Source organism: Glycomyces luteolus (genome assembly GCF_027622875.1).
GTDB classification, from domain to species: Bacteria; Actinomycetota; Actinomycetes; order Mycobacteriales; family Micromonosporaceae; genus Glycomyces; species Glycomyces luteolus.
Genome location: NZ_JAPZVP010000020.1, coordinates 12,438 through 38,567 on the forward strand (window position 1 = coordinate 12,438; position 26,130 = coordinate 38,567).

Annotated in this window: 23 protein-coding genes; 16 read left to right on the forward strand and 7 right to left on the reverse strand. The window is 68.3% G+C overall.

What is annotated here, in order from left to right; translation table 11 throughout:
* Nucleotides 1-94: 94 nt before the first annotated feature.
* Genes O1R50_RS21125 through O1R50_RS21135 form a run of 3 tightly spaced genes read left to right on the forward strand, consistent with a single transcriptional unit; the run spans nt 95 to nt 3,764 of the window.
* Nucleotides 95-1,696 carry an amino acid adenylation domain-containing protein gene (locus O1R50_RS21125; protein ID WP_408612776.1) on the forward strand — a complete coding sequence of 534 codons (1,602 nt, stop codon included), beginning with the start codon at nt 95-97 and terminating at the stop codon, nt 1,694-1,696.
* Nucleotides 1,693-2,985, forward strand: a complete 1,293-nt coding sequence (locus O1R50_RS21130) for a ferredoxin reductase domain-containing protein (protein WP_270112188.1) — start codon at nt 1,693-1,695, stop codon at nt 2,983-2,985. The genes O1R50_RS21125 and O1R50_RS21130 overlap by 4 nt, the downstream gene beginning before the upstream one ends.
* Before the next feature lie 14 nt (nt 2,986-2,999).
* Nucleotides 3,000-3,764 (forward strand): enoyl-CoA hydratase-related protein, encoded by a 765-nt coding sequence (locus O1R50_RS21135; RefSeq protein ID WP_270112189.1) that lies wholly within the window; start codon nt 3,000-3,002, stop codon nt 3,762-3,764.
* A 33-nt stretch (nt 3,765-3,797) separates the two neighbouring features.
* Here the strand turns inward: O1R50_RS21135 and idi are convergent, their stop codons facing one another.
* Nucleotides 3,798-4,346 carry an isopentenyl-diphosphate Delta-isomerase gene (gene idi, locus O1R50_RS21140; RefSeq protein ID WP_270112190.1) on the reverse strand — a complete coding sequence of 183 codons (549 nt, stop codon included), beginning with the start codon at nt 4,344-4,346 and terminating at the stop codon, nt 3,798-3,800.
* 136 nt (nt 4,347-4,482) lie between these two features.
* On the opposite strand from idi, the gene O1R50_RS21145 reads away from it, so the two are divergent.
* Both O1R50_RS21145 and O1R50_RS21150 read left to right on the forward strand, forming a co-directional pair.
* Entirely contained in the window at nt 4,483-4,998 is a 516-nt protein-coding gene (locus O1R50_RS21145; RefSeq protein WP_270112191.1) for a DUF4395 domain-containing protein, read from the forward strand.
* 241 nt (nt 4,999-5,239) lie between these two features.
* Complete coding sequence (locus O1R50_RS21150; RefSeq protein ID WP_270112192.1) at nt 5,240-5,824, forward strand: class I SAM-dependent methyltransferase; 585 nt, start codon at nt 5,240-5,242, stop codon at nt 5,822-5,824.
* Between the two features lie 2 nt (nt 5,825-5,826).
* Here O1R50_RS21150 and O1R50_RS21155 read toward each other — a convergent pair whose 3' ends face one another.
* The gene (locus tag O1R50_RS21155; protein WP_270112193.1) at nt 5,827-6,501 is read right to left on the reverse strand and encodes a DUF6766 family protein; all 675 of its coding nucleotides are present in this window, start codon (nt 6,499-6,501) and stop codon (nt 5,827-5,829) included.
* Nucleotides 6,502-6,599: 98 nt separating this feature from the next.
* Nucleotides 6,600-7,076 carry a hypothetical protein gene (locus O1R50_RS21160; RefSeq protein ID WP_270112194.1) on the reverse strand — a complete coding sequence of 159 codons (477 nt, stop codon included), beginning with the start codon at nt 7,074-7,076 and terminating at the stop codon, nt 6,600-6,602.
* Nucleotides 7,077-7,136: 60 nt separating this feature from the next.
* Here O1R50_RS21160 and O1R50_RS21165 point away from each other — a divergent pair, with 60 nt between their 5' ends.
* From O1R50_RS21165 to O1R50_RS21175, 3 genes are all read left to right on the forward strand, one after another.
* Nucleotides 7,137-8,543 carry a cellulase family glycosylhydrolase gene (locus O1R50_RS21165; RefSeq protein WP_270112195.1) on the forward strand — a complete coding sequence of 469 codons (1,407 nt, stop codon included), beginning with the start codon at nt 7,137-7,139 and terminating at the stop codon, nt 8,541-8,543.
* A gap of 145 nt (nt 8,544-8,688) precedes the next feature.
* On the forward strand, nt 8,689-10,941 hold the full coding sequence (locus tag O1R50_RS21170) for a glycoside hydrolase family 127 protein (RefSeq protein ID WP_270112197.1): 2,253 nt from the start codon (nt 8,689-8,691) through the stop codon (nt 10,939-10,941).
* A gap of 10 nt (nt 10,942-10,951) precedes the next feature.
* Nucleotides 10,952-11,896 carry a glycoside hydrolase family protein gene (locus O1R50_RS21175; protein WP_270112198.1) on the forward strand — a complete coding sequence of 315 codons (945 nt, stop codon included), beginning with the start codon at nt 10,952-10,954 and terminating at the stop codon, nt 11,894-11,896.
* A 3-nt stretch (nt 11,897-11,899) separates the two neighbouring features.
* On the opposite strand, the gene O1R50_RS21180 is transcribed toward O1R50_RS21175, so the two are convergent.
* Complete coding sequence (locus tag O1R50_RS21180) at nt 11,900-13,987, reverse strand: beta-galactosidase (RefSeq protein WP_270112199.1); 2,088 nt, start codon at nt 13,985-13,987, stop codon at nt 11,900-11,902.
* Between the two features lie 45 nt (nt 13,988-14,032).
* Complete coding sequence (locus O1R50_RS21185) at nt 14,033-14,410, reverse strand: RidA family protein (RefSeq protein WP_270112200.1); 378 nt, start codon at nt 14,408-14,410, stop codon at nt 14,033-14,035.
* Between the two features lie 232 nt (nt 14,411-14,642).
* On the opposite strand from O1R50_RS21185, the gene O1R50_RS21190 reads away from it, so the two are divergent.
* From O1R50_RS21190 to O1R50_RS21200, 3 genes are all read left to right on the forward strand, one after another.
* Nucleotides 14,643-17,279: a tetratricopeptide repeat protein gene (locus O1R50_RS21190; protein WP_270112201.1), complete on the forward strand. Its 2,637-nt coding sequence runs from the start codon at nt 14,643-14,645 to the stop codon at nt 17,277-17,279.
* A gap of 508 nt (nt 17,280-17,787) precedes the next feature.
* Complete coding sequence (locus O1R50_RS21195) at nt 17,788-18,591, forward strand: proline hydroxylase (RefSeq protein WP_270112202.1); 804 nt, start codon at nt 17,788-17,790, stop codon at nt 18,589-18,591.
* 130 nt (nt 18,592-18,721) lie between these two features.
* Nucleotides 18,722-19,564, forward strand: a complete 843-nt coding sequence (locus tag O1R50_RS21200) for a PhzF family phenazine biosynthesis protein (protein ID WP_270112203.1) — start codon at nt 18,722-18,724, stop codon at nt 19,562-19,564.
* Here O1R50_RS21200 and O1R50_RS21205 read toward each other — a convergent pair.
* Entirely contained in the window at nt 19,554-20,012 is a 459-nt protein-coding gene (locus tag O1R50_RS21205; RefSeq protein ID WP_270112204.1) for a RidA family protein, read from the reverse strand. The two genes, O1R50_RS21200 and O1R50_RS21205, sit on opposite strands and share 11 nt — an antisense overlap.
* A gap of 296 nt (nt 20,013-20,308) precedes the next feature.
* On the opposite strand from O1R50_RS21205, the gene O1R50_RS21210 reads away from it, so the two are divergent.
* From O1R50_RS21210 to O1R50_RS21225, 4 genes are all read left to right on the forward strand, one after another.
* Nucleotides 20,309-21,763: a hypothetical protein gene (locus tag O1R50_RS21210; RefSeq protein WP_270112205.1), complete on the forward strand. Its 1,455-nt coding sequence runs from the start codon at nt 20,309-20,311 to the stop codon at nt 21,761-21,763.
* Nucleotides 21,751-22,875, forward strand: a complete 1,125-nt coding sequence (locus O1R50_RS21215; protein ID WP_270112206.1) for an ARPP-2 domain-containing protein — start codon at nt 21,751-21,753, stop codon at nt 22,873-22,875. Before O1R50_RS21210 ends, O1R50_RS21215 begins: the two co-directional genes overlap by 13 nt.
* A 144-nt stretch (nt 22,876-23,019) precedes the next feature.
* Nucleotides 23,020-23,409: a VOC family protein gene (locus tag O1R50_RS21220; protein WP_270112207.1), complete on the forward strand. Its 390-nt coding sequence runs from the start codon at nt 23,020-23,022 to the stop codon at nt 23,407-23,409.
* Between the two features lie 92 nt (nt 23,410-23,501).
* Nucleotides 23,502-24,185 carry an SDR family NAD(P)-dependent oxidoreductase gene (locus O1R50_RS21225; protein ID WP_270112208.1) on the forward strand — a complete coding sequence of 228 codons (684 nt, stop codon included), beginning with the start codon at nt 23,502-23,504 and terminating at the stop codon, nt 24,183-24,185.
* A gap of 108 nt (nt 24,186-24,293) precedes the next feature.
* Here O1R50_RS21225 and O1R50_RS21230 read toward each other — a convergent pair whose 3' ends face one another.
* Nucleotides 24,294-24,629, reverse strand: coding sequence for a hypothetical protein (locus O1R50_RS21230; RefSeq protein ID WP_270112209.1), 336 nt, complete (start codon nt 24,627-24,629; stop codon nt 24,294-24,296).
* 121 nt (nt 24,630-24,750) lie between these two features.
* Between O1R50_RS21230 and O1R50_RS21235 the strand changes: the two genes are divergently transcribed.
* Nucleotides 24,751-26,079 carry a DUF2786 domain-containing protein gene (locus O1R50_RS21235; protein WP_270112210.1) on the forward strand — a complete coding sequence of 443 codons (1,329 nt, stop codon included), beginning with the start codon at nt 24,751-24,753 and terminating at the stop codon, nt 26,077-26,079.
* Nucleotides 26,080-26,130: the final 51 nt, after the last annotated feature.

Sequence of the window (26,130 nt, forward strand, 5' to 3'; positions counted from 1 at the left end):
TACTTTTCCTCGTGTGAGCGCTACCACAAGGAGCGCCCGCGCTGATCGAAAGGGTTGGGAGTCAAGCAAAGAGCAGCGAACTGGAGGGTGACCTATGCCCGAAGTCGACTACACAACGCAACGAATCAACTACAGGACAAGAGCGAGCGGTCCGCCGCTCGTCAGGCAGCACGGCATCGCGTCCATATCGGATGCACGGGATCGGCGGCTCTTCCGCCAGTTCGGGTGGGGCCCCGCTCGGGCCGTCCCCCGGCTGGCGATCCACGAGATGATCGAAGCACATGCGGCCAAGGCGCCTTCGTCGACGGCCGCGGAGCACGGCGGCGAGCGGATCACCTACGGCGAGCTCGAGCGGCACGCCAACCGACTCGCGGCCCGCCTCGTCCGGGAGGGCGTCCGCCCCGGCGACCGCGTCGCGCTGGTCGTGCGCCGCGGCATCCCGATGGTCGTCGGCATCCTCGCGATCCTCAAAGCCGGCGCCGCGTACGTTCCGCAAGACGCCAAGATGGTTCGGAATCCGGTACTCCGGCACATCCTCAGCACCGCGCGCTGCACGATCGTGCTCACGCAATCCGATGCGCCCGTTACGATTCCGGCCGGAATCCTGGGCATCGACATCGACCAGGTCTGCGCCGAAGGCACCGACGTCCCGGTCCCGCGCATCCGCACCGACCCCGGCCGGGCCTGCTACGTCCTGTTCACCTCGGGCACCACGGGCAGCCCCAACGGGGTCGAGGTGACCCACGCGAACGTCGCGAACCTGCTCCTGACCGAACCGGGCGACCTCGGCATCCGGCCGGGGACCACTGTGGGGCAGATCCTCAACATCGCGTTCGACATGGCCGCATGGGAGATCCTCGGCTGCCTCTCGCACGGCGGCACGCTGCTGATCCGCGGCGACGACATCGGCGAGACCGCGAGGAGGGTCGAGGTCCTGATAGCGACGCCGACGATCCTTTCCCGGATCGATCCCGCCTCGTGCGAACGGATCCGGACGGTCGCGGTCGCCGGCGAGCCGTGCCCCCGCGCGCTGGCCGACCGGTGGGCGCGGCGGTGCACGTTCTACAACGGCTGCGGCCCGACGGAGACCACGATCGTGAACACGATGCAGCGCCACCACCCCGGTGCCGCGCGCCTGACCATCGGCAGGCCGACGCCGAACAACACCGTCTACATCCTCGACGAGCACCGCAATCCGTGCCCGATCGGCGAGGTCGGCGAGATGTGGGCGGGCGGCGACGGCGTCTCCGCGGGCTACCTCGCCAACCCCGAGCTGAACGCCGAGCGGTACTCGCCCGATCCGTTCCTCGGCGGCGGCAGGAGGATGTTCCGCACCCGCGACCTTGGGCGTTGGACCTGCGACGGCGAGCTCGAGCATTTCGGGCGCACCGACGACCAGGTGAAGATCCGCGGGTTCCGGGTCGAGCTCGACGCCGTGTCCGCGGTGCTGGAGGGCGTGCCCGGATGCGTCCGGGCGGCCACGGTGAAACTCGACGACCGCTCACTGGCGGCGTTCGTCCAGCCCGCCACCGTCGATCCGGTGCTCGCGCGCAAGGCGGTGGCCGAGGCCCTGCCGTACTACTGCGTCCCGGAATCCATCCATCTTATGGAAGCGCTCCCGTTGACGGATCGCGGCAAGATCGACAAACCGCGCCTGCTGCGGCTCGCCCGCCTCGGAAGGGAGGCGACGGCATGACCCAGTTGAAGAACGACGTCGTCGACGACGTCGAACTCCCACCCCTCCTTCCCCTGGCGCGGCGGGCCTTCAAGCACCCGGCGCTCATGCACTTCAACCGGTTGGCCGCCACCGTGATCGCCGTGAACCTGGTGGTCGTGATCGCGGCGCTCCCCGACGGCGTCACGGTCGAGCTCGCCTCGCGCGCGGCACTGTGCAACTTCGCCTTCGCGGTGCTCATCCGCCGCCAGCGCCTCATCAACCTGCTGTTCCGGATGGCGACCGCCGCGCCGGTCACGTGGCCGCTGAAGGTGCGGTGGACGCTGGCGAAGGTGTACCACTTCGGCGGCCTGCACGTCGGGGGAGCACTCTCGGGTTCGCTGTGGTTCGCCGCGTTCGTCGTCCTCGCCACAGTGGAGGGCGCTCCCTCCGACGTGCTGGTGCTGGCGTATCTGCTGGTGGGACTCTTCGCCGCCATGATCATCACGACGGCGCCCAAGCTGCGGGCCAAGCATCACAACCGGTTCGAGCTGGTCCACCGCTTCGGCGGCTGGCTGTCGCTGGTGCTGCTGTGGGCCCTCCAGCTCGCGCAGGTCGGGCACAGCGGCGAGCCACTCCTCTCCACATTGGAGTTTTGGGTCCTGGCGGCAGTCACGGCCGCGATCATCGCGCCGTGGACGCGCCTGCGCCGCGTCCCGGTGGACATCAAACGGCCGTCCTCGCATGTGGCGATCGCGCGATTCACGCACGGCCGCAAGCCCTTCGCCGGGTCGTCGACGGCGATCAGCCGCTCGCCGCTGCTGGAATGGCATTCGTTCGCGAACATCCCCTCGCCCGGCGAGCACGGCTTCCGGTTGACCATCTCCCGCGCGGGGGACTGGACGGGCCGGTTCATCGACGACATGCCGCGGCACGTGTGGGTCAAGGGCATCACGACCGCGGGCGTGGCGAACATCGAGGTCCTGTTCCGCAAGGTCGTCTACGTGGCCACCGGCAGCGGCATCGGCCCGTGCCTGCCGCACCTGCTGGCCCAGGAGGTCCCGGCGCTGCTGGTCTGGTCGACGCGGGCGCCGCGCGACACGTTCGGCGACGAGCTGGTCGACGAGATCCTCGCCGTCCAGCCCGAGGCCCGGATCTGGGACACCGCGCAGCACGGCAAACCCGACATGGTCCGCCTCGCCTGCGCCGCCTACCGCGATTTCGGCGCCGAGGCGGTCATCTGCATCTCCAACAAGAAACTCACCTGGCAGGTCGTCCACGGGCTCGAACGCAGGGGCATTCCCGCGTACGGCGCCATCTGGGACTCCTGAGAAAGGCAGACATCGTGCGACTCAAGATCGAACGCATCGGCCGGGTCGTGCGGGTTCGCCTGCACCGGCCCGAGGTTCTCAACGCCCTCGACACCGCGCTCATGACAGAGCTGTGCGAGGCGCTGACCCCGCTCGACACCGATCCCGGCGTCGGCTGCTTCGTCATCACCGGGTCCGAGCGCGCCTTCGCGGCGGGCGCGGACATCACCGAGATGGCCGAGAAGTCCGCGGCGGACATGATGAGCGAGGACTACTTCGCGGGCTGGGAGACCTTCGCGGCCTTGCGAACCCCGAAACTCGCCGCCGTCTCCGGGTACGCGCTCGGCGGCGGCTGCGAACTGGCGATGATGTGCGACATGATCATCGCGGCCGACAACGCCAAGTTCGGGCAGCCGGAGATCACCCTCGGCGTGATCCCCGGGATCGGCGGCACGCAGCGGCTCACGAGGCTCGTCGGCAAGGCCAAGGCGATGGACATGATCCTCACCGGGCGCCTCATCGACGCGCACGAGGCTGAGCGCATCGGCCTCGTCTCCCGGGTGGTGCCCGCCGAAAGCCTTGCGGCCGAAGCGGACGCGATCGCCAAGCAGATCTCCGGGTACGGCAAGCTCGCCGTGACGGCCGCCCGCGACTGCGTCGACCAGGCGCTCGAAACAGGCCTGGCCGAAGGCGTCCGCTACGAGCGCAGGGCCTTCCACGCGCTCTTCGCCACAGAGGACCAGAAGGAGGGCATGCGCGCCTTCAAAGAGAAGCGGGAGGCTTCGTTCAACGGGAAGTGAAGCAGGGGGCATCGCGACCGGATCGCGGTGCCCTCAACCGTTCAGAAACCGCTCGACGAGCCCCCACTGCTGCAGCTGCGCGACCTGGAGCCGCGACCACGGCGACAGGTCGGAGTCCGCTCGCGTCGCCCGGGCGACGTACGCGGGCCAGTCGACCCAGTCGTGACCGGCGACCTCCTCGGCGTCGGGGGCGGGCTCGCCCGCGACGCGGCACAGGTAGACCGGGCAGATCTCGTTCTCGACCACACCGTTCGATTCGGCCCGGTACCGGAAGGTCGGCAACGCGCACACCAGGTCGCGGGCCTCGATCCCGAGCTCCGAACGCAGCCGCCGGCTGACGGCCGCCTCCATGAACTCGCCGGGTCCGGGGTGCCCGCAGCACGTGTTCGTCCACACCCCCGGGAACGCCCGCTTCCCGAGCGCCCGCCGGGTGACCAGCAGCCGCCCCTCGGCGTCGAACCCGTAGCAGGAGAACGCGAGATGCAGCGGCGTCGCCGCCCCGTGCACCCGGTCCTTGCGTTCGCTCCCGATCGGCGCGCCGTCCTCGCCGAGCAGCACGACCTTCTCCGTCGCTTCCCCCACACACGCCCCCGTAGTCGATCGGGCACCGATGGTATCCCGCCGCTGGAGACCCCGCATCCGCCATCTGGGACGCCCGCGGCACCGGCGCTAGCATTGGCGCTCTTGCCCCATTTTTCCCGCCCGGAGGAGACGCCGCATGCGACGCCTGTTCAGCTTCCCCAACCCCGTGAACGAGGTCTCGTCCCGACTCGTCGCCGGGGGCGTGGTCGCCATGAGCGCGGCGGCACTCGCGTTCCAGCTCGAATGGCTGGTCGCGGTGATCGCACTCGGCTTCGTCGCCCGCGTCGCGACCGGCCCGAGCCTCAGCGTCCTCGGCCAGCTCGTGACCAGGGTCGTCACGCCCCGGCTCCCGGCCGCCCCGAAACCCGTCCCCGGCCCGCCCAAGCGCTTCGCCCAGGGCATCGGCGCGGTCGTCTCCGGGGCCTCCGCGCTCCTGCTGCTCGTCTTCGACCTCCCGGTAGCCGGATGGATCCTGCTCGGCGTCCTGGTCGTGGCCGCCTCGCTCGAGGCGTTCCTCGCGTTCTGCCTGGGATGCCAGATCTTCGCCCTGCTCACGCGTATCGGGCTGATCCCCGACTCGGTCTGCGAGGCCTGCAACGACATCCGGGCCCGCACCGACGCCGCCCTGGAACGGGCCGCCGCCTCCAACTGACCTCGGCGGTTCCTGCTCTTCTCCAAGCCGAGGCGCTCAGCGAGTTCGCGCTGGGAGATCCCGGACCGGTGGTCGAGTTCATGCAGCGCGAACAGCTGCGACATGGAAAGGGCCCGTCCGGGGAACACGGCTTGGAGCAGCGCCCATGAGCAGGTGGTGCAGGTGCTCGGCATCGGCCTTCATCGCCGCTCCTCCCGAATCGCAGGGTTGTGTGTTGCAACCACAACTATTGGAGGCCGTCATGCCGCACCGTTCACACCACCAGCACCAGCATGACAGCGGCGCCATCGAAGGGCGCCACAGCGACCGCTACGACACGATCGCCCGCCTGTTCGCGAAGCCGTTCTACCGCCGGATGGCCAGGGACATCGCCGCGCTCGCACCGCGGGACGCCGCGGTCCTCGACGTCGGCACCGGCCCCGGCATCCTCCTCAGAATGCTCGGCAAGGCCCGGCCCGATCTGCGGCTCACCGGCATCGACATCGCCGCCGACATGATCGAGCACGCGAAGCACAACCTCGCCGGCCTCCCGACCCCACCAGACCTGCGCGTCGCCGACGTCGCCGCCCTCCCGTTCGAAGACGGCCGCTTCGACCTCGTCGTCGCCACCTTCAGCGCCCATCATTGGGAGGACCCCGACGCCGGGGCCGCTGAGATCGCCCGCGTCCTGCGCAGCGGCGGCCGCCTGCGGATCTACGACTTCCGCGACGCACCCTTCGACGCGGTGGTCGGCCGGCCCGGGCTCGCGAACATCCAGCAGGCACCGTTCCGATCCGTCTGGACCATGTTCATGAAGGCCGTCCGCTTCGACGCCACCGCCACCTGACCTCAGCCGGACTTCTCGGTGGTCGCGTGCGAGGTGCCCACGGGCTTCGACTCGGGGGAGCCGCGCTGGCGCAGGTACACGCTCAGCACGGCGAGCGAGCCCACGGCCAGGAACTCCGACTGCCAGTTCTGCAGCGTGCGGTTCCAGAACTCCGCCGACCCCACGTAGCCCGCCCAGCTCACGGGGTCCTGCAACTCGGCGAGCTGCTCGGCGTTGTAGACGCTGAGGCCGCTGACGGACTGCGCGAACCAGGACAGCACGAAGACCACGGCCATCACCAGGCCGAGCGAGCGGGAGAACACGGCCGTGCGCCACCCGCCCGCGCGCGCCCACGCGGGGGAGTCCTCGGTCGAGTACCGCCCGAGCTGCTGCTTCTCGTCGGATTCGGTCCCGATCTCGTCCATCGGCTTGGATTCGGGCGAACCGCGCTGGACGAGCCAGACGGTCGCGAACACATACAGGAAGAACTGCAGGTACTCCGACTGCCAGTTCTCCGCGACGTTCACCGCGAAGTCGCTCGAGGTCAGGTACTGGAGCAGCGAGAGCCGCTCGCCGCCCTGCGCGAGCTGCCGCTCGTTGAAATCCGCCTGCCCGGCGAAGGCCTGGCCGACGAGTGCGGCGAGGAACATGGCGCCGAAGCCCACGCTCAGGCCGTTGTCCCGCAGGAAGCGCTTCATTTGCCCTCCTCAGAGGCGGAGCAGGCCGACCACGATGAAGTACGCGAGCCCGCCGAAGATCACGACCAGATACGCCGCGAACATCCATCGCCGCTCCATCAGCCGCTCACCTCGCACCGGTACGGCAGGTCGCCCTGCGGACTGCATCCGGCGGCGGCCACCTTCCAGCCCTCCTCGAGCTCAACGAGGAAGAGCACGTCCCCCTCGGTGCGGACCTGGGCGCGATCGCCCCAGACCGCGACGTCGCCCACCGCGCCGCTCGGCAGCTCCTGCGAAGTCAGCGACGCCTCGCACGGCTCGCCCTCCGAGGCGACCATCGCCTCCAGGGTCTCCGGCGCGAGCGCGGCGCACGCGGCGTCCGCGTCCCCGCGCTCGATCGCCGACGAGAACGCTTCGGCCACGGCTGAAGCCCCGGACTCCCGCTGGCCCGTCCCGCAGGCCGCGGCTCCGCTGAGCACCACCAGGCCACAGGCGGTGGCCAGCGTCTTCCGAAGCATCCCCCTGTAGTTCCCCCGGCCCGATCCCGGCAAACCGGCCGCCGCCGCGGCGCGGCCCTTGACCGGGCGCCAATACATTGACAAACTCCGATGTAAGAATTGGGAGCGCTTCCCAAGCAGATCGACGAAAGGCAGCTCATGCGACTCGACCGAAGAAGAAAGCTCACCGCGATCATCGGCGCGGCCGCAGCCGCGCTCAGCGCCGGCGCGATCGCCATCGTCGCGTCGGAAGGCGCGAACGCGGCCGCAGGCTGCGAGGTCGACTACAACGTCGTCAGCAGCTGGGGCTCGGGCTTCCAAGCCAACGTCAGCATCACCAGCGGCGAGCGGATCGACGACTGGACCGTCGAATGGGACTTCACCAGCGCTGTCTCCGGCATCAGCGCCTGGAACGTCACCGGCTCGACCCTCAGCGGCTCCCACTTCACCGCCTCCGACGCGGGCTGGAACGGTGCCATCGCGGCGGGCCAGACCCGCGAGGTCTTCGGCTTCACCGCCAGCGGCACCCCCGGTGACATCAAGAACGCGAAGGTCAACGGCGTCCTCTGCGGCGAAGGCGGCGGCGAGCAGACCACCGGACCCGAACCCACCACCGCCGAACCCACCACTGCGCCTTCTGAAGAGCCGACCGAACCCGCCCCCGAGGGCACCCCGGTCGAGGAGCACGGCAAGCTCCACGTCTGCGGCACCCGGATGTGCGACGAACAGAACGCCCCCGTCCAGCTCAAGGGCGTCTCGAGCATGTGGCTGCACTGGCAGACGCAGCCCTACGCGCAGAACCTGCAAGCGCTCGAATGGATGCGCGACAACTGGAACCTCGAGATCCTCCGCGTCGCCATGGGCGTCGAACCCGAAGGCGCGTACCTCTCCGACCCCGAACGCTGGAAGGCCGAAGTCGAGAAGGCGATCAACAACGCGGTCGCCGCGGGCACCTACGTCCTCGTCGACTTCCACGCCCACGCCGCCCACCAGCACCAGGCCGAAGCGATCGCCTTCTTCAGCGACCTCGCCGACCGCTACGGGCACCTCCCGAACGTCATCTGGGAGCCCTACAACGAGCCCGAGCAGGTCTCCTGGAGCGGCACGGTCAAGCCGTACCACGAGGCGGTCGTCGCGGCCATCCGCGCGCAGGACCCCGACAACCTCATCATCCTCGGCTCCCCGACCTGGGCCCAGGACGTCGACGTCGCCGCCGGCGACCCGGTCTCCGGCACCAACCTCATGTACACGCTGCACTTCTACTCGTGCACCCACACCGACTGGCTCCGCGCCAAGGCCGACACCGCCATCGACGCCGGCCTCCCCATCTTCGTCACCGAATGGGGCGCCAGCGCCGCCGACGGCGGCCTCGACGGCCGCGTCTGCCTCGACGAGGCGCAGCGGTGGACCGACTGGATGGAGAGCAACGGGATCTCCTGGACCGCTTGGAAACTCGACGTCGGCAACGACTCGACCAACCTCCTCTCCGCCGGTGCTCCCGTCACCGGCGGCTGGGACGGCTACCTGCACGGCCATGCCCCGTTCGTGATCGAAAACCTCCAATAGTCCCCGCGACGGACGGCCCGGACCCAATGGTCCGGGCCGTCCGTCTTGCGCGCGACTCGTTGGCGGGACCGGCATGGATACCGCTATCATCCGGGGGGGGGTCAACCCCCCGGCTCCACGACTCGACAACCTCGCAAGGACCGCCATGAAGCAATTCCCGCTCGGCCGCGTCACCCTCCTCGATGGACCGCTCGCCCGCGCCGCGCGCACCGACCTCGAGTACGTCCTCGCGATGGACCCCGACCGGCTGCTCGCCCCGTTCCTACGCGAAGCCGGACTCGAACCCCGCGCCGCGAGCTACGGCAACTGGGAGGACTCCGGGCTCGACGGGCACATCGGCGGTCACTACCTCTCCGCGCTGGCCCTCCTGGCGGTCGTCACCGGCGAGGCCGAGCCGCGGCGGCGCCTCGACCACATGCTCACCGAACTCGAACGCGCGCAAGACGCCCTGGGCACCGGCTACATCGGCGGCGTCCCCGGCGGCGCGGCGCTCTTCGAGAACCTGCGCGAGGGCGGGACCGAGGCCGCCCGGGAGCTGGGATGGGCGGGCGGCAACTGGGTGCCCTGGTACAACGTGCACAAGACCTTCGCCGGGCTCATCGACGTCCACCGCCTCATCGGCGACGAGCGCGCGCTGGCCATGGTGACCCGCCTGGCCGACTGGTGGCTCGGCATCGCCGCGGGGATGGACGACGAGGCGTTCGAGGTCATGCTGGACACCGAGTTCGGCGGGATGAACGAGGCGTACGCCGACCTGGCCGCGCTCACCGGCCGCCAGGACTACGCCGACATGGCGGTCCGCTTCTCCCACAAGGCGATCCTCGACGCGCTGCTGGAGCGGCGCGACAATCTCACCGGCCAGCACGCGAACACGCAGATCCCCAAGGCGATCGGCTACGCGGCCGCCGCCGCCGTCCGGGGCGACAAGGACCTCGAGGCGGCGGCCCGGTTCTTCTGGCACGAGGTGATCGAGCAGCGCTCGGTCGCCATCGGCGGCAACAGCGTCCGCGAGCACTTCCACGCTGTGGACGACTTCTCGCCCATGATCGAGGACCGCGAGGGCCCCGAGACCTGCAACACCTACAACATGCTCAAACTGACGAAGGCCCTCGCCGAGGCCGAGCTCGAACCGGCCCATCTGGACTACGTCGAGCGCGCGATCCTCAACCACCAGTTGCCTTCCCAGCATCCCGAGCGCGGCGGCTTCGTCTACTTCACCCCGATGCGGCCGCGCCACTACCGGGTCTACTCGCAGCCGCACCTCGGCATGTGGTGCTGCGTCGGCACCGGCATCGAGGCGCAGGCGAAGTACGGCGAGTGGGTCTTCGGCGAGCACGAGGGCGCGCTCGCGGTGAACCTGTACGTCCCGGCGGTGCTCGAAACGCCCGAGTTCGGCGGCCGGGTGCGCGTCGAGACCGCTTTCCCTGCAAGCAAATCCGTGACGATCACGCTCGACATCGAGGAGCCGCGCGAATTCACGCTGCGTCTGCGCGTACCCTTCTGGACCGACGAACTGGCCGACCTCGAAGTCAACGGCGAACCGGTGGACGCCGAAGCCGTCCCGGGCGCGGTCCTCATCGGACGAACCTGGCGGCCCGGGGACACGGTCACGTTCCGCCTCCCGCTGCGGCTCCGAGTCGAGCGCCTGCCCGACGGCTCGCCGTGGCAGGCCTACTTCGCCGGGCCGATCCTCCTCGCCGCCCGCGACGGCGAGGAGCACCTGACCGGGCTCATCGCCGACGACAGCCGCATGGGCCACGTCGCCTGGGGCCCGCTCCGCGGCTTCGCGGACGTGCCTATCGTCGCCGACCGCCCCGCCGACGAGGTCCTCACCAGTGAAGGGCCGCTTCGCTACCGGCTAGCGACCGTGGACCCGGAGGCCAGCGTCGAACTGGTCCCGTTCTACGAAGTCCACGACACCCGCTACACGCTTTACTGGCCGGTCGCCGCCGAAGACGGGATCGCGGAGCGCCGCGAGGCCCTGATCGCCATCGACCGTGACCTGCCGCTCGACGCGATGACCGTCGACAAGGTCGCCTTCGGCGAGCAGCAGCCCGAGACCGACCACCGCTTCCGGGGCGAGGACACCGAGGTCACCATGGACGCCAACGGAAGGCGCGCACGAAGGACCACGGGCTCCATGTCAGTGGTGCTGGGCGACGCCGACGGTGAAGCCCGGCGCCTCCGCGTCGGATACCGACTCGACGGCGACCCCGCGGCGGTCGCGGTGCGCCTGGGCGGCGTTCTCCTGGCCGAGGAGCACTGGGACGCGGCCCAGGGCGACTTCGACTTCGACTACAACCTGCCCGAAGGACTCACCTCGCCGCTCGAACTCGAATTCGCAGCCCGCGACGGGCGTCCGACCCCCGCGATCACCACCGTCCGCCTCATCCGCTGAAAGGCCAACGATGACCGCCATCCCGAAACCCCTGTTCCGCGACCCGATCCACGATGGAGCCGCCGACCCCACGGTGATCTGGAACCGCGCCGCGGGGGAGTGGTGGATGTTCTACACCAACCGCCGCGTCACGGCGCCCCCGCTCGACGACGTCTCGTGGGTCTTCGGCACCGACATCGGCATCGCCACCACGGCCGACGGCGGCGCGACCTGGGCCTACCGGGGCATCGCCCAGGGCCTCGAGACCGGTTGGGGCCGCGACACCTTCTGGGCGCCCGAGGTCATCGACGACGGCGAGACGTACCACATGTACGTGAGCTTCATCGAAGGCGTGCACGCGGACTGGGGCGCACCCGCGGAGATCCGGCACTACACCAGCGCCGACCTCGCCCACTGGGAATACCAGTCCACACTCGACCTTAACTCGGAGCATGTCATCGACGCGTGCGTCCTCCCGCTCCCCGAAGGCGGCTGGCGCATGTGGTTCAAAGACGACGACCACGGCACCCACACGTACACCGCCGACAGCCCCGACCTCTACCAGTGGACGACCGGCGGCCCCGCTGTGGAGAACGCGCCGCACGAGGGCCCCAACGTCTTCGCCCTCGGCGGCTCCTACTGGATGCTCACCGACGAATGGGCGGGCCTGCGCGTCCACCGCTCGGATGACCTGCGCACCTGGGAGACCCACGGCCGCATCCTCGCCGAATCCGGTGCAGGCGAGGACGACGGCGGCAACGGGCTCCACGCCGACGTGGTCGTCGTTGGCGACGACGCGTTCGTCTTCTACTTCACCCACCCCGGCCGCATCCCTGAAGCGCCCGGCCGCGACGACCGCTACGAGCACCGTCGCACGTCGCTCCAGGTGGCCCGCGCCCACCTCGTCGACGGCCGCCTCGTCTGCGACCGCGACGAGGTCCTGACCGCGCCGATCCTGCCCCTCACCGGGCCCTGAGGCTCAGGCCGCATCGAGCTCCACGAACTCGGCGTCGTACGCCCCGAGCGTGAAGCCGCCCTCGTAGCGGACGTCGCGGAGGACGCTCGTCGCCTTGCCCTGCAGCTCGATCGGCTTCGGCTCGGCATCCAGGTTGAGGTACAGCACGTGGCGGTCATCGATCCGGCGCGCCATCACGCCCGCCGGGACGACCGGGCCCCGTCGAATGCCGAGCCGCTCGATCTCGGCCTCGAGCACCGCGTCGAGCAACTCGCGGCGAGCAGGAATCCCGACGTAGACCGCGCGCCCGGCGCCGTACTCGTTGACCGTCACGAGCGGATACTCGCGCTCGAAACCGACCGCGCTCCCGAGCACCTCAGCAGTACCGGCCTCGACGATGTCGAACCGAGGTGCGGCCGTGGCGATCCGCGCGCCACCGACCATGACGTCAATCCCACTGTCGCCCGAGCGCCCGCGAGCAAGCTCATTGAGGAACTGAGGCTCCTCATAGGACCCGACTCGAACGCCGAACACATCGGCCAAGAACCCGGGCCGAGTCGTGTCGAACACCTGCCCGTTCGCGTCCAGCGTCGCCGAATCCGAGGTCATGACCACGGTGCCGCCGCGTTCGACGAATGCGCGGATCTTCAAGGCGGCCGCCTCATCGAGGACGAGCACTCCGGGAACGACCAGCAGCTTGTAATCGAGCTCGCTGAGCGAAACATCGACGATCCGCACGTCGACGTTGCGGTCCAGGGCGGCGTCGAACGCGGTCTGCGCCTGCGCGTCATGGCGTTCGGGAAGCGCCGCGCTCGCGATCTGGCTCGCGAAGTCGAGGGCGACGGCGACCTCGGCGCGGGGGACGTACGGGAACCCGTGCGGCCCGATTTTCGCGAACTCCTGCGCGATCTGCCGGTACTCGTCGAGCTTGCGGTTCGGCACGCCGTCCCAGTCGACCATGCCCTGCAGGAACTGCTCCTCGCCGGCGTGCATGGTCTGCCAGGTCCAGCCGCACACCAGCTGGTTCCCGAGCATCAGCGAGGCATAGGCGGACTTGCGGATCGAACCAGGCGTCGCGGTCATCGTGGTGAACTCGGTGCACCAGAACGGGTTCGTGCTCTCAAACTGGATCCGAGCGATCCCGAACAGGGCATGGCGCAGCCCGCCGTCATCCATGATGGAGCTACCGGGATAGAAGCCGTTCCCCGCGCGGGTCATCCGCCCGCTGTAGGCGATCGGCGCGTAGTCGAAGTGCCGCAACGGGCTGTAGTACCACATGTTCGTGGTGGTCAACGCGCCCGGCGCGTGCGCCTCGACCACGTCGAACAACGCCGTCAGATACCGGTTCACCTCATCCGAGACGAACCGCCGGAAGTCGAGCACACGCTCCGGTGCGCCGCCCCCGCTCCCGGGCGTCGGCAACCCGACCTCCTCGAAGTCCCCGATCCGCCGCGACCACCGGTGACCGGCCCACGCCCGGTTCAGCGCCTCCGCTGTCCCGTACCTCACCCGCAGCCACTCGATGAACCGCTCCCGCACCGTCTCCGAATAGGAGATCGGCCCGTCACCGGGCTCGTTGTCAATCCCGAACGCGGCCAACGCAGGATGCCCCGCGTACCGGCGCACCACCTGCTCGGCGAAGCGCCTCGCGTGGCTCCGGAAATGCGGGTCGCCCACATCGTCCATGTACCGGTGGTTCGCATACAGCCGGTTTCCGGCCGCATCAGTGACGTCGATCGACGGATGCTTCCTATGCAGCCACAACGGCGCGGGCCGCACGGCAAGATCCAGGATCACGCCGATCCCGTTCTCGTGCACCAGATCCATGCATTCGTCGAACCACTCGAACCGGAATACTCCATCCGCCGGCTCGAACGTGTCCCACGCGAGATGCCCCAGCCGCACGACCGAGATCTTCGCCTCCCGCATCATCGCCACATCACGGCGCCAGGTCTCCGGCTCCGAGTCGTGCGGATGATAGTTCGCGCCGACCAGCAGCCCGCGACCCTGAACGCCCGGCACGCCAAAGGGTTGATTCACGAAATCTCCTTCAGGCCCCGGGGGTAAGGCCACACACCGGGCGCACACCCCGGCCTCGACAACAGCGGTCACGAGGCTACCAACAAGAACCCCCAAGACCAACTGCTCCCGAACCGCCTAGGCGAGCACGGCGAGAGCGTCGACTTCGATATGGATGCCCTCGGGGAGCCCGACATAGACAGTGGTTCTCGCGGGAAGCGATTTCGGTGCGAATTCAGCGAAAACGGCGTTCATCGCGGCGAAGTCTGCCGTGTTGGTCAGGTACACCCGGAACATCAGGACGTCCTCGAATGAGGCGCCGGCTTCGGCCAGCACTGCACCGAGATTCCTGAGCGCCATGTCGGCCTGGGCCTTGAATCCGTCGGCGAGGCGGCCGTTCGCGGGGTCGACGCCGATCTGCCCCGCCACTGCCAGGAGGTTTCCCCGCTGCTTTGCCTGGGCGTACGGGCCGGCGGGAGTCGGTGCCAGATCGGTGGCGTAGTTGATGGATTTCATTGCTCTCCGGATCATTTTCGGGACCGAACGTCGATGCGGAGTTCCATGTCGCGTTTGACTCGATCCAGTCGCTATCTGGACAGAGCGACGATGAGCGCACTAGCGCGACTGAGCGTCTTGAGCATCGACGGAAGTTGATCTTGTTAGGAGCGTCGAGAATTCGACACCCTTTGGGGCCAACCTAGTCACGATATAGTGAGGGCTGGACAACCCCCTCCAAGGAGCCCCTCCCATGGACATCTCGACTTCGACGGCCAAGGTCACGTTCTGGATCGTTGCCAGACTCGCCGACCGAATCGGAACCGAAGCCCGGGCAAGACGTGGTTCCGACTCCGCACGAGTCCGACGGGCGCTCTTCCATTCGGTTCGCAGAGGAGCAGAGCGCGCAGTCTGGGAGGTGTATGGTGACGACCGCAGTGCACGCAAGCGCGCTCGGCGAGCGCTTTTGCGCCGTCCCCTGAAAGACTGGCCGCTGCTCGACCGGACGCTGCTTGAGGACCTCCCGGGCGTGGTCCGCAGCCGGGTCCGCGCTTGCGCCCTACCTGAGGTGCCCACACGAGGCGTCCAGACCGAAGATCACCCGATCGTGGTGCCGTGGTGCCGCGGCATCCTGCTGGAGGTCGAACGGGAGGCGACCCGCGGTGCGGGCGTCCTGGGCAACATGTGGACGGCATTCAAGAGCGCGTGGATCGTCCCCGCCACCGCCGCTTCGGAAGCTCTGGCACTGCCACCGAGTCCCGAACGCCAGATCTCCATCGCCCCGCCGTACGGCAAAGCGGACCGCAGAGGCCGGGTCCGGGGCCGTGGACCGCTCATCGACGCCATCTCCGCCGACATGGGCCGGGCCGGCGTCCATATCCTGGTCGGCCCAGGTGGCTTCGGCAAGACCAGGATTGCGCTCGAGATCGCACGGCAGGCGGAACGGAGCGGTCGAAAGGTCTGGTGGGTGGCCGCCAACCGGATCAACAGCACCATGCGGGAAGTCAACAACCAGCTTGGCGTGCCGGGACACCAGATCGACCAGGCGTGGGCCGGGCGCGCGAGCATGACGGACCTGACTTGGCGGTCCCTGAACGCCGAGCAGGACCCCTGGCTGCTCGTCTTCGACAACGTGGACGACCCGTCATCGCTCGATCCCGCCGGAGTCGGCATCGCCGACGGCACCGGCTGGCTCCGCGAGCCCCATCACGATGCGGGATCGGTCATCGTGACCAGCCGCGACCGCAACCCCGACACCTGGGGATCCTGGAGCAGCGTCCACCAGGTCGAGGCGCTCGACAGCGAATCGGGCGCGCAGATGCTGATGGACCTGACCGAACGGCCTCCAGGGGAATTCGCGCAGGCCCGAGAGCTCGCGAAGGCGCTCGGCGGCATGCCGCTCGCACTGTGGGCTGCGGCCAAGTACCTGCGCTCTGCGAACACGCCGCATGTGTGGACGGGAACAGCGGCTATCACCGACTTCGCGAGTTACCTTCGGCGCGTCGAGCAGTGGCTCGCCTCGCCCTCGGGGCTGCAGGGCGGCGGGACCTCCGTCGACCTCGGTCTGGAACAGGTGCAGCAGGCCATGACGCTGTCGCTGGAACTCCTGGAGCAGCGGGTCCACCCGAGAACCTCCCCGTTGCTTCGCACGCTTGCCCTCGGCAATGCGCCGATTCCCTACGCCGTCCTCCTTGACCCGGCCGTGCTGAGCCGCTCGCCGCTCTTCGCCGCGGTCTCGGAGGAGGAGGTGGGCGAGATGCTCAAGGCGCTAGCCGACATCGGCCTTGTCGACCTGCACGAACTCGACAATATCGCCGATCCCGAATTGTCCCATGTGCTCTCGATTCACCCGGTGTTCCAAGGGGCGTTGCGGGAGAGCACCGAAACGGACATGCAGGCGGAAGCGTACTTCCGGCTGCAGGTCGACCTCTTGGAGAGCGCGCTTCACGAATCGGATCCGGACCTGCCTGGCAGCTGGCAGTTGTGGTACGCACTCGCTCCTCACGCCCTCGAGATGGTGAACAAGATCCTTCTGGGCGGCCATGCAGTCAGCGACTCCGGGCTGATCCGCTCGGCGATCGAACTCGCCAGGCGCGCCGCGCGCTGGCTGATCGTCACCAACCTGTTCAATCCGGCGGACGACCTCGTGAAGCCCTTGATCGACCGGTGCGGCGAATTCGGGTTCGGTCGCGACGATCCGGAGATCCTCGGCCTGCGACACGAACACGGCAGGATCGTGCTCGAACGCGGTGCCCCCGAGACCGCTGAGCGGGAGCTTGCGAGGGTCATCGAACTCCGGACGAGTCTGCTCGGGCGCGACCACCCGGACACCCTCGCGAGTCGCCACAAGCATGCGCGGGCCATCTTGGAGCAGGCCCGCTGGAGCGAAGCGGAGGAGCTGCTCGCGAGCATCGTGCAAGCGGAGAACGACAACGAGATTCGCGGACCGGAACACTCCGACACCATGGTGGTGCGGCACAGCCTGGCCCGCTCGATCCTGTATCAACGTCGATACCCTGAGGCGGAAGTGATGCTGAAGGACATCCTCGAGGTCATGGACCGCTGCTGGCCGCGGGACAAGCCGGAAACGCTGTGGGTGCGGCAGTCCCTCGCAGTGTCGCTCTACGAGCAAGAGCGCTGGGATGAAGCGGCATTCGTCGTGGCCGAGGCACTGTCAGACGCGAGAGAGCACCCGGAGTCGCCGATGTGTCTGGCGCTGCGGCACCAGCAAGGCGTTGTCCTGCAAGGGCAGGGATTCCTGCCGGAAGCGCTGTCGCATCTGACTGCACTGCACCGAGACGAAGTGCGTCTGCTAGGGGACGCGCACATCACTGCGAGGATGACGGCGAACCAGATCATCGTCATCAAAATGTTGCTGACGGAGCAGTAAGGACAGTCATCCGCGAGGATTAATCATTTCGAGTGACGGGTATCGCCTCTTCGTTCAATCGGCGCTACGCTATGGTCTTAACTGTTCAAGGCGAACGCTGATTCGCCACTGGGAGTGATGGTGCCAGAGCTGCACAAGGTGCAGACGGTCCGTCCATGCTTCGCCCGCCTATCCTTGAGAGCCGGTCATGCCGTCAAAAAATCGATCCTCCAGTGCGCAGTCGCAGGACCAGTCGAAGTCGGGAACCCGACAGCCCGATCGGTCCGACTCGACGCGGCGGGATGCCGCCCGATCTGATTTCAAGGACCTGGAAGTGGCTTCGCAACGGGTATTCGGGTCAAACTGACACCTCGTCCGAGATTACTGGGGCAGTTGATGTTCCTGAAACCCGGTTCAAGCTTCTCCTGACCTTTCGCTTGCGCCCCTGGCGGAAATTGGCACAGCCACTCGTTCACGCATCGTGATAGATTGGTAGCCAATGCAGCCGCGCGGAAGTGACAGGTGCATCATGGGCACAACAGCATCACACGATCCCCTTTTCAGAGTCGTGAATACCGACAGCTTTCGGCGAGGCGACATTGCCGATCTCGCAGCCGGCCGATGCGTAGCCGTCAAGGTGCCCGGCTTCATCTCTCAATCGGAATGCGACGACTTGCTGAAGTCGCTGACCCAAGCGGAGTTCGAGTCGTACGGCGCAGAGCGCGTCTATCCTCAGGTGATGCGCTTCGGCATCGCCGTCAGCGACTTCCGGAAAGCGAACCGCTTGTCGGACGGCTACTGGGATGCGCTCGACGCGAGCGGCGAAATCTGGCAGCAGCTCGGTATGGCCTACGACCCCTTCGCGGTGTGCCGAGAGCGGCTCGGCGCCGACTTGCCCGCACCGGTCGAGGTCGGCACCGCCGGGGGCCGAGCATTCAACCCCGGAGTCTTCCGCGAGCCCAACGGCGGCTTCCAGGTGCATTTCGACGATGCGCGCCGCGAGTTCGACGGGGACCTGGTCGACGCGCACCTCGTGGCGCAGTTCGCGTTCAACCTCTACTTGAGCGTGCCGAGCCTTGGCGGCGAGACGGTCATGTGGCGGCACCTGTGGGAGCCTGCCGACGAGGAGTACCGCCTGCCGAACTCGTACGGATACGCCGAAGACGTCGTCCGCGAGGCCGAATCCGTCGAGACGAAGCCGGTCTCCTGCGAGGTCCTGCTGCTGAACCCGCGCTACTTCCACGCGGTGCGGCCCAGCCGCGGCGCACGGCGCATCTCACTCGGATTCTCAGTCGGACTGACCGATACGGGGCAACTGCTGACTTGGGGTTGATCGCCGAACCGGCGAGGCCGTATGAGACCGCAGCTCTGCAAGGCCTCCGGCGCTCTGCACGATGGAGTGAACCTGAGATCGACCCGTTCGGCGCACCCGCTGAATCATTCGCGCACGATAGCCTGAGTCGATGGATATCCTGCGCTACACGGCATTCAGCCTCGAGCCTGGGGGAGGCAACCCCGCCGGCGTCGTACTCGATGCCGCAGGCCTCGACGATGAAGCGATGCAGAAGACCGCCAAAGAGGTCGGCTACTCCGAGACGGCCTTCCTCACGCGCCAGTCCGACGACGCATTCGGTATCAGATACTTCAGCCCGCAGTGCGAGGTGCCCTTCTGCGGCCACGCGACTATCGCTGCGGCCGTGGCTTTTGCAGAGCGAGAAGGGACTGGCGAGCTCCGGCTGATCACGCGTGCCGGGCCCGTCCCGGTCAATACGGCGCGTATGGCTGACGAGACGATCACGGCGACGCTGACCAGCGTTCCGCCGCGGATAGCGCCGATCGAGGACGTCGACCTCCGGCTACTGCTCGACCGACTGGGCTGGGCCGCTGCCGATCTCGACCCGGCGATCCCGCCGTTCGCCGCATATGCCGGCGCCTGGCACCCGATCATCGCAGCAGCCACGAGGCCGCGTCTGGCGGATCTGCACTACGACCTGCAGGCGCTGCTGCCGCTCATGGAGCGGCTCGAATGGGCGACCATCAACTTGGTGTGGCGGGAATCAGACACGGTCTTCCACGCCCGCAACCCGTTTCCCCCCGGCGGCGTCATCGAGGACCCGGCGACCGGCGCGGCCGCGGCCGCACTCGGGGGCTACCTCAGGGAACTCGGCCTGGTGGAGACGCCAGCGGAAGTCACTGTCCTGCAGGGCTTCGACATGGGCCGTCCCAGCCGCATCATCGTCGGCATACCCGCTGGCGCCGGAAGCGGCATCGCGGTGACGGGAACCGCGTCGCGAATCAGTCCCTGACACCCACGGTCAGTTCAATCTCCACGGGTGCGTCCAGGGGCAACTGCGGAACACTCACGGTCGTCCGGGCATGGCGTCCCGCCACTCCGAAGACTTCCATGAGGAAGTCGCTCGCCCCGTTGACCGCGGCCGCCTGGTCGAAGAACCCCGGTACCGAAGCCACATAGCCGACCAGCCGCGCAATCTCGGTCACCTGACGGAGATCCACTACGGACCCCACAGCCGCAACGGCGGCCAGAGCACACCTCCGGCTGAGGTCCTGCGCGCCTTCAAGGGTGATCTCGCCGCCGACCTTCCCAGTGGCGGCGAGCTGTCCGTCGACCATCGCCAACTGGCCCGAGACGAAGACGAACGGGCCGACCCGCTTGCCCGGCACGTAGGAGCCCTTGGGCGGGTTGACCTCGGGCAGCGTGATCCCGAGCTCGGCCAGTCGGGCGTACGGATCCATGAGGCCTCCATTCCCGCGCGGAATACGCAGTGGAACATTGTTGATACCAGCCCACCCTCGACTTGTCGACCCTCATGCGAGCGGTTCAGCACGTGAGCCGTGGACGGGCGCTATGACCCAGGTGAGGGTTTGCGGACCTATTCGGTGGCGGGGCAGGGAGAAGCGACAGTAAGGTGAGCGTTGCCGACCGCGGGACTCCGGCGCGACTCCCGGATCCGTTTTTTAGCGATAGTTCGTCTTCGTGCCTCTCATTCCCCGGTCGGCGCCCCAAACCCTTCGAAAACCCGGACGCCCCGATGGAACTCGTCGCCGACCGCACCGCCGCTGAGGACGTGCTGCTGTTCGTCAACGCCGCGATCGCCTCGACCGGCCAGCGCGAGTTCCATTCCGACGCCGACGCGCAGCAGTGGTCCATGGAGTTCCTGCACGAGTACATGCTCGTCAACTACCGGGACCTGTACGCGGCCACGCTCACGCTCGGCGTGAACGACCGCAACGCCGCCGCGATCATCATGCGGCTCTTGCAGAGCGGCCGGGACGCGAGTCCCGAGCAGCGCGCCGTTGAGGGCCGCCTCATCGCCAAGGCACTCACAGAGCTGCCGACACACCGGGTCTATCACCTGTTCACGGCCCTGCGGAAGGCCCGGGTCAACAACCGGCGGACTCGCGCGATCATGCGCGAATGGCTCGCCGCGCGCCCGGACCCGGCGTTCGAGGCCGTCAAGTACCGGTCGGCGTTCCTAGGCGCGATCCGTCACGCGCACATGAAGGTCGAGGACCTGCCCAGCGAGGAGTTGGAAGCGTTCCTGTTCGGGTGGCACGCCGCGGGCCGCTTCGACACGCCCCAGTTCGAAACCTGGCGGCGCGCCCATTTCGACCGGCGAGCCGTGTTCGAGCTGCCGTACACGGTGGCCGAGGGCTTCGCGGCCAAGCACCGCATCACGCGCGCCGAGTTCCTCGAGAAGATCGCGCCGCAGCTCACCCGGGGCGAGCGGCTGCGGCTCCAGCGCTCGGCCGCGCGGTTCGGCGCGATCGGGATCGCCGCGGACGTCGCCGGCCTTTCGCGGATGCCGTTGACCCGCCTCGCCGCATACGTGCTCGCACTGCCGGTAGAGGAGCGGGAACAGCGGCGCCTGGAGCTGACGGACGCGCTCCGCGCCGCAGCGCGGCGCGTGGCGGGGCTTCGGGCCGGGACGTGGGGCCGGGTCGCGGCGGTGCTCGACGACAGCTACTCGGCGAGCGGCTCGAGCGAGAAGCGGCGGCGACCGCTCGTCGTCGCTCTGGCGGCGCATTTCCTGTTGCGGGAACTGGCCTCCGCTTACCATCCCTTGTGGCTCTCCGGTGACGCGGACCCGATCATGGCCCGCGCCCGAGGCGTCACCGCGCTCGGTGAACGCATCCTCGACGGGCTCGAGGAGCGCCCTGATCTGCTGGTCGTGGTCTCGGACGGCTGGGACAACGCTCCGGTCGGCATGGCCGCCGAGGTGCTGCGCGTCTGGGAGGAGCGGCTCGACTCCGAGCGGAAGACCGCTGTGGCCCACCTGAACCCGGTGTTCGACGCGGCGGGACTCCAGGTGCGCCGCCTTTCGCCCACCACCCCCACGGTCGGCATCCGCGACGCCGAGGACCTGCCCGAGCTCGTCGAGTTCGCCCGGTTCGCCACCGGCCGCACCGGGATCGCCGAACTGCGAGCCCATATCGACTCACGGGTCGAACGCTGGCTCACCGAGGAGACGCCTTGCACCGCTTGACGTTCGATGGACTCCAGGCCCGCCCCGGCCAAGTGTGGGGCGGGGTCCGGCTCGTGCCGCTCGTCCGCGACGAGCCGATCTTGTCGCTGCGACTGCATCCCAGCGGCTTCCCCGACGACGACCCGCTCGGCGGATACGAGCCGCGCTGCTGCTACGCGCCGCACGGACTGACCGCCGAGTGGACCGACGACGGCACCGCCGTGCCCGCACTCGGCACCGCACTGCGCATGCCCGCCACGACAGTGCACAAGTCCCGGCGGCCGAAGACGAGGCTCGAACGGCGCACCCGCGTGCGCTTCGTCCCGCACCAGACCGCACTGGAAGCGTTCCTGCCGCTCACGTTCCAGGGCCCGACGATCGCCTGGCGCGAATGGTCGACCCGCGTGTACCGCCGAGGCCTGCCGCGTTCCGAAGATCCGCGGCACATCGGCTACGACGTCGAAGGCCTCGCCGACGCCCTGCGCGTCTTCGAGATCCATCCTGGACAATGCGGCGTGCTGGTGTACATCGCCGACGCGCTCGCCTCGGCAGTCGTCACCCCGCACCCGGACGACTACCGGGCCCTGCACCCGACCCTCGTCGAGGACGGGTTCGGCGAGCTCATCTGGCGGTACGCGCACCTGTACGGCGAAGTCCCGGATTTCCGCCCGCACTTCGACGAGAGCGCGATCGACACCATCGCCGACCTGCGCACGGCAATCGATGCCGCGCAAGGGGAGTGGGCTGACTTCCACGAGAACGCCATGGCCTCCGGGCTACTCGACGCCGAGTACGTCTTCACCGGCGACTACCAGATGAACCAGTACACGCTCCGCCGGTTCCGTCCGCACTTCGTGCCCGGCCGCGAAGCACATGTGGGCGAGGCGATCACCGACGACGACGGCCGCCTCGCCTACTTGCGGACGTTCCGACTCTCGGAAACCCAATCACGTCGAGGACGGCTCCTGCGGACGCTCTCAGACTGCGACTGGAACGTGGAAGCCTCGGCTGAGAGCATGGGCATCGCCGCCCCTGTACTGGTCGCACGCATCGACGCCGCCGGCTACGGGAGCCTCTTCCGCCAAGACGTGCTCGACCACTTCCGCGCCATGAACGCCCGCTTCGCGGGATAGACCGGGCAGGCGTTGGAGGCCTCTGCGTTTCTGCTCGGTCGCGCAGCGGTGGTGCATATCCTGTAGAAGTGCCGATTTCCACCGCGTCGGCTTCCCGCAGGCGTATCGGGGTCGAGCGCACGAGATTCGATTGTGAGGAACCGGATGAGCATCGAACTGAACCACACGATCGTCTACGCCGAGGACAAGCGGGCCTCCGCGGAGTTCCTTGCCGGTCTGCTGGGACTCGGCACTTCGACCTTCGGACCGTTCGTCCAGGTCACCACCGGCAACGGCGTCGGTCTCGACTATGCGACCGCGCCGAAAGGCGACATAGCCCCGCAGCACTACGCCTTCCTGGTCTCCGACGAGGAGTTCGACGCCGCCTTCGACAGGATCAAGGCGCAGGGCCTGACCTACTGGGCAGATCCGCACCACCGGCGCGAAGGCGAGATCAACCGCAACGACGGCGGCCGCGGCGTGTACTTCCTCGATCCCAGTGGCCACAACCTCGAGTTGATCACCGTCCCATACGGCGGATGGCCGACCCGATGAGCGGCCCGCTCGGCGGCCTGCCGCATCTCAGCCGATCGGCGGGACGAAATGAGGGCGGACGCAGGCGAGCAGTGAGTGGATAGCATGCCGTTGTGGCCGATGTACTCATCACCGGAGCGAGCCGCGGTATCGGATTTGCGCTCACCCGCGAGTATTTGAAGCGGGGTGCTCGAGTATTCGCGGGTGTCCGTGACCTCGAGTACGCGTCGGCCTTGCACGCCTTGGCTGCAGAAGGACTCGTGATCGTGCCTCTCGACGTCCGATCACAGCGAGACATCGAGGACGCCGCGGATATCATCGCGTCTCACGGCGGACTCGATCGCCTCATCAACAACGCAGGGGTTCTCGAGCCGAGTTCTGGGCTCGCCGAGGTCGACGGGCCGCGGATGCTCGAAGTGCTGCGCGTCAACACGGTCGGCCCGATGCTGATGGCCCAGCGGTTCCTCAACCTGCTGCGCCCGGACGCTCGGCTGGTGAACCTCACCATGCCCACCAGACCGATCAGCAGCCTCACCCGTACAGAGAACCACGCGTTCGTCGCCAGCCGATACGCGCTCAACGCGCTGACGAAGATGATCGCCGTCGAAGTCGCCGACACCGGACCGATCGTGGCGGCTCTGTGGCCCGGCTACCTGCAGACCGACATGACCGGCCATGCCGAGAAGGCCACCCCGCTCGAGGAGGCGATCCCCGGCGTGGTCGACCTCATCGAGCGACTCGGCCCCGCCGATCACGGATCATGCCTGCTGCCCGACGGTTCGCACACGCCCTGGTAACTCCGTGACGGGGCGCTGAATGACGGTTCCGCGTTCCGGTCCGGCAGCCTTCAGCGAAGCAACCGCGCGAGAGCGGCCGCATCCTGGACGAGTCGATCAGCCGGCACCTCACGCATGGGCCCGTTGGGCGCCCACCCTCAGCACCTCGCCGTGAAACCGGACCGATTCTTCTGCGGACAGATGATGCGGCTCGACCACATGCCGACCTCTCCAGATGACGACCGCATAGCCGCGCGCCATCGCCCGTCGAGCGAGATACGCGTCCGTCACCTCGCCGGCGTGGAAACGCAGACCGACACGTGACTCCGAAGGCCGCCCCTCGGTGCAGAACCTGCACACCGCCCCGGTCAAGCGGTCCTGCCAGTCGTCGGGCCAACTCATGATCTCGATTCTGCCACCGGGAGCGCCCAGCGACCGCCGAGCGAAGTCGTCGTGCTGCGCCAATGGCGGAATGGTGCCACCATCCCCGCCCGTTTCGCTCCTGTAGCCTGCTTCACCGGAGTCCAGCCGTTGCCGATCGCGGCTCCAACCGTTAGGCCATGCAGGGCGAGCCTGGAGGTGCGACATGGGACGGGATAACCAGAAGCGACGCAAGGCCAAGTCGCGGGAGAAACTCAAGCGCCGTCTCAGAGACCGAAGCACAACTCCAGGTCCCTTCACCTGGGAGGAGCTCGTGGTCCAGGCCCGCTACGTCCTCGTCCAGATCATGACCGACGCATGTCCTTGCGGCGAGTGCAATGCCCCCACCTGGGAGGAGTCCGCGCGGCAGCTCTCCCGCGCGATGGCGCACGCCCGCTGGCCCGAGGCGGTGGGGACCGCAATCGACACGATGGCCGAAGACGCGGTCGGCCAGGCATGGGACCGCGGCTGGATGCCCCGGGACGTGCTCAGCCTCATGGCAAAGGACGCCTCCACCCCCGCGGTGAAGGCCGCCGCGACGCTCATGCGCTCGGAGCTGCGGAGCTACGCGGAGGCGCAACTGAGCGACCTATGGAGCGCGCAGCGGGAGTCACTCGCCGAGCGCTCGGCGCCGGAGTCCGCCAAGGAAGTGCTCGCAAGCCGCGAAGGTCCGGCCTGGATCGAGGCCGCCGCGCCGATACTGGAGGCGCTGTACACCCTCGCCGACCTCCAGCCGATCCCGATGGTCCAGCCGCGTCCGGGCGGGCACCCGAGTTCGGTGCGCGGCGACGGGGCGGAGTCGTCCAAAGTGTACGAGAAGATCCGGGCGCTGCTGGCCAAGGCCGAATCGACGGACTCCGACGCCGAGGCCGAGGCGTTCACCGCGAAGGCCCAGCAGCTCATCGCCAGGCACTCGATCAACGAGGCACTGCTGGCGGAGACTCAGGACGCGGCACTGGAGGCCGCCGCGTTGCGCGTCTACATCGAAAAGCCTTACGAGAAACCGAAATCCGAGCTGCTGCACGTCGTGGCCGACGCGAACGGATGCCGAGCGGTGTACTCCTTGGCCGCCGGGTTCTCCACCGTGATCGGTGGGCGAACGAACCTCCGCTCGGTGGAGCTGCTGTACAACTCGCTGATGGTGCAGGCGACGTCCGCGATGACTCGGGCAGGAGCGAAGCAGGACGGCGCAGGCCGGTCACGGACGCGTTCGTTCCGGCAGTCGTTCCTGGCATCGTTCGCGGTCCGAATCGGCGAGCGGCTGGCCGACTCCGCCGAGGCCACGGTCCGCGAAGTCGCCGAAGAGACCGGAACCGACCTGGTCCCGGTGATGCAGTTGCGGCGCGAAGCCGTGGACGCCAAGACCGAGGAGCTGTTCCCGAACCTGACGTTCCGGGCCGCCACGCGGATCAGCGACTACGAGGGCCACATCGCCGGCCGAGCAGCGGCCGACCGCGCCAGACTCCAAGGGGCAGAAGAGATCCAAACCAGCTGAGAGGCACCCGGTCAAGCGCCGGGCGACGATCCACGGACGGCCTCGATCGCG